At 66.8% G+C, this 13,921-nt stretch carries 12 protein-coding genes; 3 read left to right on the plus strand and 9 right to left on the minus strand.

What is annotated here, in order from left to right; translation table 11 throughout:
- Positions 1-110: 110 nt before the first annotated feature.
- From DOM66_RS03080 to can, 9 genes are all read right to left on the minus strand, one after another.
- A complete protein-coding gene (locus tag DOM66_RS03080) occupies positions 111-1,160 on the minus strand; it encodes a hydrolase (protein WP_110689220.1) in 1,050 nt (349 codons plus the stop codon).
- Positions 1,160-2,491: a Xaa-Pro dipeptidase gene (gene pepQ, locus DOM66_RS03085; RefSeq protein WP_110689221.1), complete on the minus strand. Its 1,332-nt coding sequence runs from the start codon at positions 2,489-2,491 to the stop codon at positions 1,160-1,162. Before pepQ ends, DOM66_RS03080 begins: the two co-directional genes overlap by 1 nt.
- Positions 2,469-3,398, minus strand: a complete 930-nt coding sequence (locus tag DOM66_RS03090) for a LysR family transcriptional regulator (RefSeq protein WP_110689222.1) — start codon at positions 3,396-3,398, stop codon at positions 2,469-2,471. Before DOM66_RS03090 ends, pepQ begins: the two co-directional genes overlap by 23 nt.
- Before the next feature lie 41 nt (positions 3,399-3,439).
- A complete protein-coding gene (locus DOM66_RS03095) occupies positions 3,440-4,510 on the minus strand; it encodes an oligopeptide/dipeptide ABC transporter ATP-binding protein (RefSeq protein ID WP_110689223.1) in 1,071 nt (356 codons plus the stop codon).
- The gene (locus tag DOM66_RS03100) at positions 4,494-5,528 is read right to left on the minus strand and encodes an ABC transporter ATP-binding protein (RefSeq protein WP_110689224.1); all 1,035 of its coding nucleotides are present in this window, start codon (positions 5,526-5,528) and stop codon (positions 4,494-4,496) included. Before DOM66_RS03100 ends, DOM66_RS03095 begins: the two co-directional genes overlap by 17 nt.
- Positions 5,529-5,534: 6 nt before the next feature.
- On the minus strand, positions 5,535-6,428 hold the full coding sequence (locus DOM66_RS03105) for an ABC transporter permease (RefSeq protein WP_232825293.1): 894 nt from the start codon (positions 6,426-6,428) through the stop codon (positions 5,535-5,537).
- A 53-nt stretch (positions 6,429-6,481) separates the two neighbouring features.
- The gene (locus DOM66_RS03110) at positions 6,482-7,456 is read right to left on the minus strand and encodes an ABC transporter permease (RefSeq protein ID WP_407071970.1); all 975 of its coding nucleotides are present in this window, start codon (positions 7,454-7,456) and stop codon (positions 6,482-6,484) included.
- 27 nt (positions 7,457-7,483) lie between these two features.
- Positions 7,484-9,142: an ABC transporter substrate-binding protein gene (locus DOM66_RS03115; protein WP_110689225.1), complete on the minus strand. Its 1,659-nt coding sequence runs from the start codon at positions 9,140-9,142 to the stop codon at positions 7,484-7,486.
- Positions 9,143-9,321: 179 nt separating this feature from the next.
- Entirely contained in the window at positions 9,322-9,954 is a 633-nt protein-coding gene (gene can / locus DOM66_RS03120; protein ID WP_110677797.1) for a carbonate dehydratase, read from the minus strand.
- 342 nt (positions 9,955-10,296) lie between these two features.
- Between can and gorA the strand changes: the two genes are divergently transcribed.
- From gorA to ectB, 3 genes are all read left to right on the plus strand, one after another.
- Positions 10,297-11,670 (plus strand): glutathione-disulfide reductase, encoded by a 1,374-nt coding sequence (gene gorA / locus DOM66_RS03125; protein ID WP_110689226.1) that lies wholly within the window; start codon positions 10,297-10,299, stop codon positions 11,668-11,670.
- A 277-nt stretch (positions 11,671-11,947) separates the two neighbouring features.
- Entirely contained in the window at positions 11,948-12,526 is a 579-nt protein-coding gene (gene ectA, locus DOM66_RS03130) for a diaminobutyrate acetyltransferase (protein ID WP_106420690.1), read from the plus strand.
- Positions 12,527-12,612: 86 nt separating this feature from the next.
- Positions 12,613-13,878 carry a diaminobutyrate--2-oxoglutarate transaminase gene (ectB, locus tag DOM66_RS03135; RefSeq protein WP_110689227.1) on the plus strand — a complete coding sequence of 422 codons (1,266 nt, stop codon included), beginning with the start codon at positions 12,613-12,615 and terminating at the stop codon, positions 13,876-13,878.
- Positions 13,879-13,921: the final 43 nt, after the last annotated feature.

The following is a 13,921-nucleotide window of genomic DNA, read 5'->3' on the forward strand; positions in this document are numbered from 1 at the left end:
TCGCGCCTGTCCCCAAGTCTGCTCCCACACCAGATCAAGCCCCAACGAGGCACGGGGCCGGTTCCACCGGCCCCGCTCAGTGTGCCAGTACTGGCCTCAGCGCATCTCTCTCAACGATCCTCCAGCGCCGAATGCGGCGCTGCCTTCCTCGTCGTTTCCCGCTCCGGTATCCACGCCAGCAGTTGTTGGCCCACGCGATGCGATAGCCATGAACTGAAGCGGCCACCACGCCGCTCGACATAGCCTACGTGACCGCCGTGGCTCGCCACCTCCAGACGTGTGCTCGCCGAGGGCATGGCGATCCGCGCGAGCAGATCGCCGGGCATGAAAGGGTCGTCGCTGGCATGCAGGATCAGCGTGGGGAGTTCGATCTCGCCCAGCAGCGGGCCGGCCGAGGCGCGGCGATAGTAGTCGCTGGCCGAGGTAAAGCCGTGCAGCGGGGCGGTCACCGCGTCGTCGTAGTCCCAGAAGGTGTGCAGGGCGGCGAGCCGCTTGGGTGTCAGCGCCAGCGGGAAGGGGGCGCTGGCCATGCGCATCGCTACCTTGCGCTTGAGTTGGGCCAGCAGGTAGCGCTGGTAGAGCCGCGCGGCGCCACGATCCAGGGCATCGGCGCAGGCGGCGAGATCGAGCGGGGCGTTGATGGCGATGGCCCCGCGCAGCGGCAGGCCGTCGCTGCCCTGTTCGGCGATCAGCTTGAGCAGCATGTTGGCGCCCAGCGAGACCCCGGCGGCGACCATGGCGGCGCGCGGATAGCGCTGGGCGAGCAGGCCGATGAGCCAGTAGGCGTCGGCGGTATCGCCGGAGTGATAGGCGCGGGGCAGGCGGTTGGGGGCTGCCCCGCAGCCGCGAAAGTGCATCAGTAGCGGACGAAAGCCGAGCGTGCTTGCCTGGTGCAGCAGTTCGCGTGCATAGGGCGAATCGAACGATCCCTCCAGACCGTGGAACAGTAGAAAGATCGGCGCCTGTGGGTCCCGCGGGGCCGGCTCCGCCCAGGCCAGCTCGACGAAATCGCCGTCGGGGAGATTGACCACCTCGGTACGCCTGGCCAGCGCTCGTTTGGGCAGCAGGCGCGGCAGCAGGGTCTGCAGATGACGGTTGCGCAGTGCGGCCGGCGGGTCGAACGCCGCGGCGAACGCCCACGGCTGCCTGTCGGACGCCATCACCGCGCGTCGTTCGCCGGGGCCGAGGTCAGGTTGGCGTGCCCCTCGGCGGTGATCAACACGTTGTCCTCGATCCGGATGCCGCCGTGGTCGGCGAGCCGGTCGACCCGATCCCAGTCGACCGCCTGGCGCTCGCTACCGTCGCGGAAGGGCGCGAGCAGGAACGGGATGATGTAGAGCCCGGGCTCGATCGTCACCACCATGCCGGGTGCCAGCGTGCGGGTCAGGCGCAGGGCCGGATCGGCCGTCGGCGGGGGCAGCGGGGCGCCGCTGGCGTCGTGCTGACGGCCACCGACATCGTGTACCTGCACGCCGAGACTGTGGCCCAGCCCGTGAGGGCAGAAGGCCCGCGTCAGACCGCTGGTCACCGCGGCTTCGGCGCTCATGCGCAGCACACCCGTGTCGGCCAGCAGCGCCCCCAGGTAGTGATGCATGCGTTGGTGCAGGGCGACGAAATCGACCCCCGGTGCCAGCTCGGCGATCAACCGCTGCTGAAATGCGGTCACCCCTTCGATCAGCGGCGCGAACAGCGGATCGGCGTCGAGTGCCGCCCAGGTGCGGGTGATGTCGGCGCAGTAACCGGCGTGGCGGTGCCCGGCATCCACCAGCAGTGAGCGCAAGGTATCCGGAGCGGTGGTGGCGTAGTGCTGGTAGTGCAGGGTACCGGCGTGGGCGTTGATGCCGACGATGTTCTGGTAGGCCAGCTCGCTCTCGCGCTGGCGCGTGGCCGCCAGGTAGGCGAGCTGGATATCCAGCTCGCTGGCACCGTCGGCAAACGCTTCGCGGGCCGCGGCGTGACCGGCCAGGGCGTAGCGATTGGCCAGGCGCAGGCAGTCGCTCTCGTAGTCATCCTTGTAGAGCCGCAGCTCGTCGAGCGCGTGCAGCAGAGTGGGCGGATTGAGCGTGGCGGTGGCGGGTACGGCGTCCGCTGGGACATCGCCGAGCACCGCCACTCGGGGGTGGGCGCCGATCAGCGCTGCTGCCGTGGTCGGCTGGGCGAGCGGCGTCGGATCGAGACACTCGGCGCGCACGCCCTGCGGTGGGGGTGTCGGCAGGTGCCAGAAATCGGTCGGCGCGTAGTAGAACCAGCGCGGCGTGGTGCCGGGGGCGATCCACAGCCAATCATGCTGCTGGTGCGGGGCACCGGTCCAGTGCACGAAATGGCCGAAAGCGCTGAAACTACTCTCCTGATCGTCGCCATGGTGAGGACGGGCGTGGCCGCTGTAGAGCAGTACGGCATCGAAACCGCTGCGTTCGAGAAGCTCGGCGTAGGCTTGCTGCAGGCGGTCGAGGTGAGCCCGGTGGGCGCTATCGCGATCGGTGGAGGTCATCGAGTCCTTCCTGAAGTTGAGCCAGTGTGTCATGGAGTGCCGGATGGCGGCCGTCATGACGAAAATAGAGGCGGATCGACAGCGGCACGTCCCAGCGGCGGTCTCCGGCCCGGGTCAGTTCGCCCTGGGCCAGCGCCTGGCGCACGGTGCGAAAGGGCAGCCAGCCCAGGCCATAGCCCTGCAGCACCAGTTCGCGGATGTTGGAGGTCTGTACGCTCTCGTTGAGGGTGCTCAGATGGACCTCCTGGCGCGAACGATCCCAATGTGCCCTGAGCGCCGCCGCGATCAATCCACTGGCATGATAGGCGATATGCGGCAGCGGGCGGCGCTTGTCGCCGGGCAGGGCAAAACGAGGCGTGCCGTCGGCGTTGGCGGCGCTCACCGGCACCAGCAGCTCCTCGCCCAGCGTCAGATAGCGCAGGCCGCTCAGCTCCAGATCCAGGGCGATGCGTCCCTCGGGCCAATAGCATAGCGCCAGATCCACCTCGCCGCGCTCGAGCGCTTCGACGTAGTCCCCGATCAGCCAACTGGTGGCACGCAGGTAGGGTTCGATCTGGGGGTGTAGGGCGTGCTGCTCGAGCCACCCCGGGACGAAGTGGGTGAGCAGGCTCTGCGGCGCTGCCAGTCTGAGGCGCCGGGTGGCGTCGTGATGCAGATGTTGCAAGCGCTCGCGGGTCACTCTCACCCGCTCGGTGATCTGCTTGCATAGCGTCAGGAACTCTTCACCCGCGGGGGTCAGGCTCAGCGGCATCGTCTGGCGGTTGACCAGGGTCGCGTCCATCGCCTCCTCGAGCAGCTTGATGCGGCGCGAGAAGGTCGGCTGCGTCACGTTCTGCTGTTCGGCAGCCCGGGAGAAGTGGCGGGTTTCGGCCAAGACGATGAAGTCTTCCAGCCAACGTAGTTCCATGCGGCTCTCTGTGATGAATCGAATTCAAGAACGTGACGCAGTCATGATCCCTGGCGCGTGTACGTGTCGACGGCGCGCTCGTCGACGGCATGGCAGGCGACCGCATGCCCGTTGCCGAGTGTCTGCAGGCGTGGCGGCTCACGCGCACAGCGCGGCATGGCCAGGGGGCAGTGCTGGCGATAGACGCAGCCCGGGGTGGCCGGCATGCCGGTGGGCGTGGCGGCGCTGCTGGCGATACGCCCGGCGCCAGCATCGTCGAAACGCGGCCGCGCCGCCAGCAGCGCCCGGGTGTAGGGGTGGCGGGCAGCGGCGAAAATCTGCGCCGCCGGCCCGGTCTCGCACAGCGTGCCGCGGTAGAGTACGGCGACATGGGTTGCCAGGTACTCGACCACGGCGAGGTCATGGCTGATGAACAGATAGGTCAGCCGGCGGGCGAGCTGGGTGTCGACGAGCAGATTGAGCACCTGAGCCTGAACCGAGAGATCCAGCGCCGACAGCGGCTCGTCGGCGACGATCAGCTCCGGTGAGACGCTCAGTGCCCGAGCGATGGCGACCCGCTGGCGCTGCCCGCCGGAGAGCTCGTGGGGGTAGCGTTCGCCCCAGGCGCGGTCGAGTCCGACGTCGGCCAACAGGGTGTCGACCCGTTCGTGCACCTGCTGCCGCGACCCGTTCGGGAAGTGCACGCGGATCGGCTCGGCCAGGGCCTGGGCGACCCGCAGGCGCGGATTGAGCGAGGCGTAGGGGTCCTGAAAGATCATCTGCATGCGCCGGCGGTAGCGTTGGCGTTGGCGGGCGGGGAGGTGATCGATACGCGTACCTGCGTAAACCACCTCGCCGGCATCGGGATCCAGCAGGCCCATGATCAGGCGTGCCAGGGTCGATTTGCCGCTGCCCGACTCGCCCACCACACAGAGCGCGTCGCCGCGCCAGAGCGTCAGGCTGACCGCGTCCAGAGCCTGGGTCTGGGCATGTCGGTGCCGGCCGAACCCGCGCCGCGGCAGGCGATAGCGGTGGCTCAGGTCGCGCACCTCGAGCAGTGGCGTCGCCACATCGGCGGGCTGGCCGAGGGCGCCGAGCGCCGGCGTGGGAGGTGCATCAGTCGAGCGGTTCATCGTGCACCTGTGCGGAGTGGATCATCTCGTGGTCGATCAATTGCGCCACCCAGTGGCAGGCGACCTCGCTCCCGCTGCTGGGGATGAGCGCGGGTGGATCGCCCTCACAACGCCGCCGCAGATCGTCATCCGCGGCAACACGGTAGCGGCAGCGCGGATGAAAGGCACAGCCGGTGGGGCGTACGCCGGGCGCGGGTGGGCTGCCGGGGACCGGACGCAGCGGCGCCCGCGGCGGATACATCTGCGGCAGGGCATCGATCAGCGCCTGAGTGTAGGGATGCTGGGGGTCGTTGATCACTTCACGCGTCGGTCCGCTCTCGACCACCCGGCCGGCATACATCACCAGCACGCGCTGGGTCAGTTGCTGGATCACCGCGAGGTCGTGGGAGATCACGATCAGGCTCAGGTCGTGGGTCCGGCACAGGGCGATGAGCAGGGCGACGAGTTCCGCCTGGGTGGTGACGTCCAGCGCGGTGGTGGGCTCGTCGGCGATGATGACGTCCGGGTCCAGCAGCAGTGCCATGGCGATCACCACACGCTGGCACTGGCCGCCGGAGAGCTGATGCGGATAGCGCTCGAGCTGGCGCTCCGGCTCGTCGAGACCCACCTGATGCAGCTGGTGCAGCACCATCTTGCGCGCTAGACGTCGGGAGAGACGTCGATGGGCGCGCAGGGTCTCGCGCATCTGCTGGCCCACGGTGAGCACGGGATTGAGGGTCGCGCGCGGGTCCTGGAACACCATCGCCATACGCCTGCCGCGGATGCCGCGCCAGCGTCGTTCGGAGAGCGCAGTCAGTTCGCGCCCCTCGAGCCGGATGCGGCCGCTGGCGATGTGCCCCGGTGGCGCCAGCAGATTGACCAGACTGAAACCGAGTACCGACTTGCCGGCGCCGGATTCGCCGACGATGCCCAGGCATTCGCCGCGCCCGAGCCGGAAACTCACCCCGGCCACCGCCTCCAGCGTCGCCCCGGGCAGGGTGAAGCGCACGCTGAGATCCTCGACTTCCAGGAGTGCCATGACGCGCTATCCTCCCTTCGCGGTGGGTGAGACGGGAGCGTGGCGGGTGTCGAGCCGCTCTCGCCAGGCGTCACCCAGCAGATTGACTGCCAGCACGGTGAGCACCAAGTAGGCCCCGGGCAGCAGGGTGATCCACCAGGCCCCGGACTGCAGGTAGTCGAACCCGGATTTGATCAGCGACCCCAGCGATGGCTGGGTCTCGGGCATGCCCAGGCCCAGGAAGGAGAGCGCTGCCTCGGCCATGATCGCCTGGCCGATCTGGGCCCCCGAGATCACCAGCAGCGCCGGCAGGGTATTGGGCAGCAGATGGCGCAGCACGACCCGCGGCGCGGAGAAGCCCAGCACCCGCGCCGCCTCGATGTACTCCTTGCGCTTTTCCGCCATCACGCTGGCGCGCACCGTGCGCGCATAGAGCGGCCACTCGCTGAGGCCGATGATCAGGATCAGCAGCCAGATGCCGTAGTGGCCGTAGAAAGCCCCGCCGAAAGCCGCCTTGACCACGGCGCTGATCACGATCGCCATCATCAGGGTGGAAAACGCCAGTTGGACGTCTGCCCAGCGCATCAGCAGGGCATCGAGGCGCCCGCCGCGATAGCCCGCGAGCAGCCCGAGGGTCACGCCCAGCAGCAGCTGCAGCAGCACCGCACCGAAGCCGATCGCCAGCGACACCCGTGCGCCGTAGAGCATCAGCGAGAGCAGGTCGCGCCCCTGGACATCGGTACCCAACGGGTGGCCGGGCAGGCTGTCGGCGAGCCACCACGGCGGGCGCAGGGAGTCGCGCAGCTCGACCTGGGCCAGATCGTAGGGATCGCTGGGCGCGAGCCAGGGTGCCATCAGCGCTGCGCCCGCCAGGAGCAGGAGCATCCCCAGGTACAGCCAGAGTCGGCGACGCCGCGCCAGGTGGCCGAGGGCGCTCGCCAGCGGGCCACGCGACGCCGGGGTGGGAGCGGGATTCACTGGATACCTCCCGGCGCCACGACCCGAGGATCGAGCAGCCGGCAGCAGAGATCGACCAGGGTATTGATCAGCAGAAACAGCACCCCGGCCACCAGCAGATAGGTCACGATCAGCGGGCGGTCGCCGCGCTCTACCGCATCGAGGAACATCAGCCCCACGCCGGGCCACTGGAACACGCTCTCGACCAGCAGGGTGTAGGCCATCAGCGAGCCCAGCTGGATGCCGCCCAGGGTCACCACCGGCAGCAGCGCATTCTTGAGCGCGTGCCAGGCGTAGATGCGCAGCGGTGACAGCCCACGGGCGCGGGCGAAGCGGATATAGTCGCTCGCCAGCACGCGGCGCATCTCGGTGTGGATCAGGCGCACGAACAGCGGCAGCATGCCCGCGGTCAGCGATAGCGCCGGCAGGGTGAGATAGGCGAGCCCCTGCCACGAGGCGAAGTTGGTCGCCCAGTCGCCCCACACCGGTACCGGATTGCCGCGGCCATAGGCGGGCATGCCGCCGAGGCCGGCCAGCCAGCTCGCCGTGGCCCCGGATGCAGCGCTGGACGGGCCCAGCGAGAACACCTGGATCAGCAGGATGGCCGTCAGGAACACCGGTAGCGAAACGCCCAGGGCGGCCAGGCGCAGGATCAGACGCGATCCCGGCGCGTGTGGCTTGATCGCGCTGTAGACCCCCAAGGGTAGGGCAAGTAGGGCGGTGAGGACGCTGCCGGCCAGCACCAACTCCAGGGTCGCCGGCAGATAGCCGAGCACGACCTCGAGCGCCGGGCGATGGAAAAAGCTCGAGGTACCGAAATCCAGTCGCAACAACTCGCCCAGAAACTGCGGATAGCCACCCCAGGCGGCGCCACTGCTGGCCCCGTCCGCGCCGGGCAGGGCGTCGCGTAGCACGAAAGCGATCAGGCTGATCGCCAGCAGCACGCCCAGGGCCTGCAGCAAGCGCTTGAACAGAAAGCGCGTAATCGACATCCAGCATCTCCTCTCCACAGCGCACGATCAGCGGCTGTGGGTCTCCCCGGCGCGGGGTGTCACCACCACGTCGCCCAGGTAGGGCATGTTCATCACGTTGAGTACCGGTTCGATGGCGACCCGATCGGACGCCGCCCAGGCCAGGTTCTGCCAGTAGAGCGGAATGAACGGAGCGTCGGCGTAAACCATCGCCTCGGCTTGTCGCAGCATGCTGGTACGCCGACGCATGTCGGTCTCGCTGTTGGCCAGCGCGATCAGTGAGTCGAGCTCCGGGTTGCAGTACTCGCTGGCGTTGTACTGGCCGGTGCCGCTGCGACTGTCGGGGCAGAAGGTAAGATATTCGAAGAAGTTGGCCGAGTCGCCGGTATCCGAGTACCACCCCATCATCATGATATCGGCAGCGCGGCGATCGTACTCCGTCCAGTACTGATTCTTCGGCAGCGTCTTGAACTCGACCCGGATATGGATCTTGGCCAGCATCGCCGCCACGGCCAGCGCCACCTGCGCGGTCTGGGCGTCGTTGACGTAGCGGTTGTTGGGCGCCATCAGGGTGACCTCGAAACCGTCGGCATAACCGGCCTCGCGCATCAGCCGCCGGGCCTTGGCCAGGTCGTAGCGCGGGGTGAGCTGGTCGTCGTGCCCGGCATACCCTTCGGGTGACATCTGCGCCGCCGGGGTGACGAACCCTTCGAGCAGGTGCTTGGCGATCGCCCGCTGGTCAACGGCGTAGTTCATTGCCAGGCGCACGCGACGATCGCGGAAGGCCGGTACCCGGCGCTGATTCAGCTGCAGCAGGGTGATGCGCACCCCGGGCATGGTGACCAGATCGATCCCCGGGTTGTGTTCGAGGCGGGTCAGGGCGGTGGTTGGCACCGGCGCGATGAAGTCGACGTCGCCGGCCAGCAGGGCGGCCACTCGGGTCGCACTCTCGCCGATCGCCACCTCGGAGAGGTGATCGACGTTGCCTGGCGAGGTGTGGTCCCAATAGTCGGGGAAGCGGGTCAGCTCGATCCGTGCACCGGGTTGGAAGCGGGTGATCTCGAACGGCCCGGTACCCGAGAGATGGCGCGAGGCGAAGGTATTGCCGCCCTTGGCGATCGCCGCCTTGTCCTGGCCCTGGCGATCGCCGGCTTCGGCGGGGAGCTGGCCGCTGTAGAAGCGGCTATCCAGGGGGAAGATGTAGGTCGCCAGGTTGAGCAGCAGCGGGAAGGGGCGTCGGGTATGCAGGTCCACGGTGGTATCGTCGACCACCGTGACGCCGACGATGGGGGCGAAGATCGCCTTGAAGTCGGGGCTACGCTTGAGCCGCGCCACGGTCCAGGCGACGTCGCGGGCAGTAAACAGATTGCCGCTGTGGAAGTGCACGCCACGGCGCAGATGCAGGCGCAGGGTGGTGTCGTTCACGCGCTCCCAGGCGGTGGCAAGACGCGGCTCGAGCCCCAGGTGGCGGTCCCAGCGTACCAGGGGGTCGAACGCCAGGTGAGCCAGCCTGAGCACGCCCACCGAGAGCTGCTCATGGATATCCAGGGAGACCGGCAGGGTGTCGTAGGCGACGTTGAGGGTGACATCGTCGGCCCGGGCCGTCAGGGGGAGCGCGCTGACGCAGAGCAGGAGCAGGCTCAGGAGTCGCGGTCGCGCCGCGGAAAGAGCGGCCAGCCGGAACTTGAACCGGTTGCTGTCGCGCATGCGTGCCTCGTCGAAGTGTTTGTCTGTTGTTATCGATCGGCGACGTGGGGGCAATCCAGGGATGCCGGTTCGAGCCATGCGGGACGCGCCAGTCCGGTCGCTGTCATCGCTGGCCGACATCGATCACCGCCGGGGGGGGCGCCCGGCGGCGGGCCACAAGACGTCGAGTCGCGCGGCGCTCAGCAGGCCCCGGGCATGATGCGGATGGTGCCGGTCTGGTCGGCGCGTGACACGGTGCAACCGAGATCGTTGACGCGGCCATCCTTGAGGCCGTAGACCCAGCCGTGCACCGATAGCGGCTGCTCGCGCCGCCAGGCGCGCTGGATGATCTTGGTACGGCACAAATTGGCGACCTGCAGGCGAACGTTGTGCTCGCACATGCGGTCGACCTGCTCGTCCAGCGGCAGCGCTTCGAGCTCGCTGCGGTGCTGCTGGTAGAGCTCGCTGACGCTGTGCAGCCAGTAGTCGACGATACCGTGCTCGCCGCCGGTGATCGAGGCCTTGACCCCGCCGCAGCCATAGTGGCCGACCACCATGATGTGCTTGACCTTGAGCACGTCGACCGCGAACTGCACCACTGAGAGCGAGTTCATGTCGTTGTGATAGATCAGATTGGCGACGTTGCGGTGGACGAAGACCTCGCCCGGCGGCAGATCGACGATCTGGTTGGCGGGTACGCGGCTATCGGAGCAGCCGATCCACAGATAGTCGGGATTCTGCTGCTGGGAAAGACGCGTGAAGAACCCCGGGTCCTGCTGCTGAATGCTGTCCGCCCACTGACGGTTCTGCTTGAGGAGCGTGTCGATGCTCATGGAGGTCACCTGAAAACCTGAAGAGAGACGGACGCTGGACGCCGCGCGAAGGGGAGAATTCTAGGCTATTACGCCCAGGATGCGTAGTGAGATGCCTGGGGAGGTGGGTATGGGGACACCCGGAGAGAGGCTTGTGGCGATCTCTAGAGACCAGCCTGGTGAGGCGCCCGGGGAAAGAGTCCGTGAGCCGGCTATGCGGGAGAGCGGCCCGTGTTGCGTCGTGGCGACCGGGCTCGTGAGCGGGGCGCATTGGCTGGGTATATAACGCTGATAGGGAAGGTCTTTCCCGCCCCCCGAACTGGGCTGGTATGATCGCGGCAACATTTTCCAAGGAGTCAAACAGTGGCGAGTTACGATTACGACCTGTTCGTCATCGGCGCCGGTTCCGGCGGCGTGCGTGCCGCGAGAACCGCGGCGGCAAACGGAGCACGGGTCGGGGTGGCCGAAGATCGCTACCTCGGCGGTACCTGTGTCAACGTCGGCTGCGTGCCGAAGAAGCTCTACTCCTACGCCGCGCACTTCCATGACGCCTTCGAGGATAGCGCCGGCTTCGGCTGGACCCTGCCGCAGGCACCCAGCTTCGACTGGGCCACCTTGCGCGACAACAAGGTGGCGGAGATCTCGCGCCTCAACGGAATCTATGGGCGTCTGCTCGACAACGCCGGCGTGACCCTGATCAACGGCCGCGCCAAGGTCGTGGACGCCCACACCCTGGAGATCGGCGGCGAACGTATCAGTGCCGAGAAGATCCTGGTGGCGGTGGGCGGCTGGCCCTGGATTCCGCCGTTCGAAGGTAGCGATCTCGCCATCAGCTCCAATCAGGTGTTCGATCTCGAGCGCTTCCCCGAGCGCTTCCTGGTCCTGGGCGGCGGCTATATTGCGGTGGAGTTCGCCAGTATCTTCAACGGCCTCGGGGCCGATACCCATCTGGTCTACCGGGGTGACCTGTTCCTGCGCGGATTCGACCAGGAGGTGCGTCAATTCACCCGCGACGAGATGGCCAAGAAGGGCGTCAACCTTCACTTCGAGGCCAATATCGAGCGGATACGCCAGGTCGACAGCGGTCTGGAAGTGACCCTGACCAATGGCGAGCAGCTCGAGGTCGATGCGGTACTGTCGGCCACCGGCCGCCGCCCGCACCTGGAAGGGCTGGGTCTCGATGCCCTCGGCGTCGTGCTGAACGACGACGGCACGCTCAAGGTCAATGAGCGTTTCGAGACCTCGGTACCCTCGATCCTGGCCATTGGCGACGTCACCGGCGGCCCGGAGCTGACGCCCGTGGCGTTGGCGGAGGCGATGCATCTGGTGGCGCACCACTTCGTCGACCACTCGGATGGCAGCACGCCGGGGGCGCTCGACTACGACGACATTGCCACCGCGGTCTTCTGTCACCCCAATATCGGGACCGTCGGACTCTCCGAAGAGGAAGCCCGCGCGCGCTATTCGGCGATCCGTGTCTACAGCGCCGACTTCCGGCCGATGAAGCACACCCTTTCCGGCAGTGACGAGCGCTGCCTGATGAAGCTGATCGTCGATGACGAGAGCGATCGCGTGGTAGGCGCCCACATGGTCGGCGAGGAGGCCGGCGAGATCATCCAGGGGCTGGCCATTGCCGTCCGCGCACGGCTGACCAAAAGTGACTTCGACGCCACCGTGGGCATTCATCCGACCGCGGCGGAAGAGTTTGTCACCATGCGTAGCGTCACCCGCCGCTGAGCCTGTGCACAGCGTCCCTCGACGGCCACCTTCGGGTGGCCGTTTGCGTTGGCGGGTAGTCTCCCGCCGGATACTTCAGCAGCGCTCCTCGATCCTGCGGCGCGCGTTTTTTCCGTGCTGGTCTAGACTGAGAGCCGCGACAGGCGCTGTCGTGACGGCGCTCGCGAATATGGCATAACCATTGTTTATTGAAATCGGATAGGTGGATAACCTGCCGTTTGAAGCAGGCGCAACACCTTGTTATCCTGTTAAGACATTAGTCATAGCGATGGACAAGATGACCAATCCCAACCCGGCATTCACCCCTTCGGCGGATCTGGCAAGACCTACGGTGGCAGACGCGGTGGTCGGTAAGCCCGACATGCCGCTGTTCATCCGCAAGCCGACCACGGAGGACGGCTGGGGCATCTACGAGCTGGTCAAGGCGTGCCCGCCGCTCGATGTGAACTCCGGCTACGCCTATCTGCTGCTGGCCACGCAGTTCCGTGACAGCTGCGCCGTGGCGACCACCGAGGAGGGCGAGATCGTCGGCTTCGTCTCCGGCTACGTCAAAGCCGCGGCGCCCGACATCTACTTTCTATGGCAAGTCGCGGTGGGCGAGAAGGCGCGTGGTACGGGACTGGCACGCCGCTTGGTGGAGGCGGTACTGAGCCGCCCTGAGCTGGCAGGCGTCAACCATCTCGAGACCACCATCACCCCGGACAACCAGGCGTCCTGGGGGCTGTTCAAACGGCTGGCGGATCGCTGGCAGGCGCCACTGATCAGTCGCGAATACTTCTCCACCGATCAGCTCGGCGGCGAACACGACCCGGAAAATCTCGTCCGCATCGGCCCGTTCGACCCGCAGCACATCTGACTTTCGGCGCCGGCAGCTGGTGACACGACGCTGCCGGGCCATCTTCAAACTCCATCATTGACACATCCATCAACCAGGGAGGTTGCATGCAGACCCAGATTCTCGAACGTATGGAGTCCGAGGTACGGACTTATTCGCGCTCTTTCCCGACCGTCTTCACCACGGCCAAGGGCGCGCGTCTGACCGATGAGGCCGGGCGCGAATACATCGACTTTCTCGCCGGTGCCGGCACCCTCAACTACGGCCACAACCACCCCAAGCTGCAGGAAGCGCTGGTCGACTACATCACCAGTGACGGCATCACCCATGGGCTCGACATGTGGTCCCAGGCCAAGCGCGATTACCTGGAGACGCTGGAAAAGGTGATCCTCAAGCCGCGCGGACTCGACTACAAGGTGCATCTGCCGGGGCCGACCGGTACCAACGCCGTCGAAGCGGCGATCCGTCTTGCGCGTGTCGCCAAGGGCCGCCATAACATCGTCACCTTCACCAATGGCTTCCACGGCGTGACCATGGGGGCGTTGGCGACCACTGGTAATCGCAAGTTCCGTGAAGCCACCGGTGGCATCCCCACCCAGGGCGCGAGCTTCATGCCGTTCGACGGCTATCTCGGCGAAGGCAATGACACCCTCGACTACTTCGAGAAGCTGCTGGGTGACAAATCCGGCGGCCTCGACCTGCCCGCGGGTGTCATCATCGAGACCGTGCAGGGCGAGGGCGGCATCAACCCCGCCGGCCTCGACTGGCTGAAGCGTCTGGAGAGCATCTGCCGGGCCCACGATATCCTGCTGATCGTCGATGACATCCAGGCTGGATGCGGGCGTACCGGCAAGTTCTTCAGCTTCGAGCACGCCGGTATCGTGCCGGACATCGTGACCAACTCCAAGTCGCTCTCCGCCTATGGTCTGCCGTTCGCCCATGTGCTGATGCGCCCCGAGTTGGACAAGTGGAAACCGGGCCAGTACAACGGCACCTTCCGCGGCTTCAACATGGCCTTCGTCACCGCTGCCGCCGCCTTCAAGCACTTCTGGAGTGATGACAAGCTGGAGCGTGACGTTCAGCGCAAGGGCCGTATCGTCGAAGAGCGCTTCACCAAGATCGCTGCCTGGCTGACCGAGCGCGGCCATGAAGCCAGCGAGCGCGGCCGTGGTCTGATGCGCGGCATCGACGTGCGCAAGGGCGAGATCGCCGACAAGATCACTGCCAAGGCTTTCGAGAACGGCCTGATCATCGAGACCGCCGGCCAGGATGGCCAGGTGATCAAATGCCTCTGCCCGCTGGTGATCAGCGACGAAGACCTGCTCGAAGGTCTCGATATCCTCGAGCGCAGCGTGGAAGAAGCGCTGGCCTGAGGTCCATGACTTCGCCCGGGGGCGGTCGACATGAGCGCTCCCG

It is taken from the genome of Salinicola endophyticus, assembly GCF_003206575.1.
Taxonomy (GTDB): Bacteria; Pseudomonadota; Gammaproteobacteria; order Pseudomonadales; family Halomonadaceae; genus Salinicola; species Salinicola endophyticus.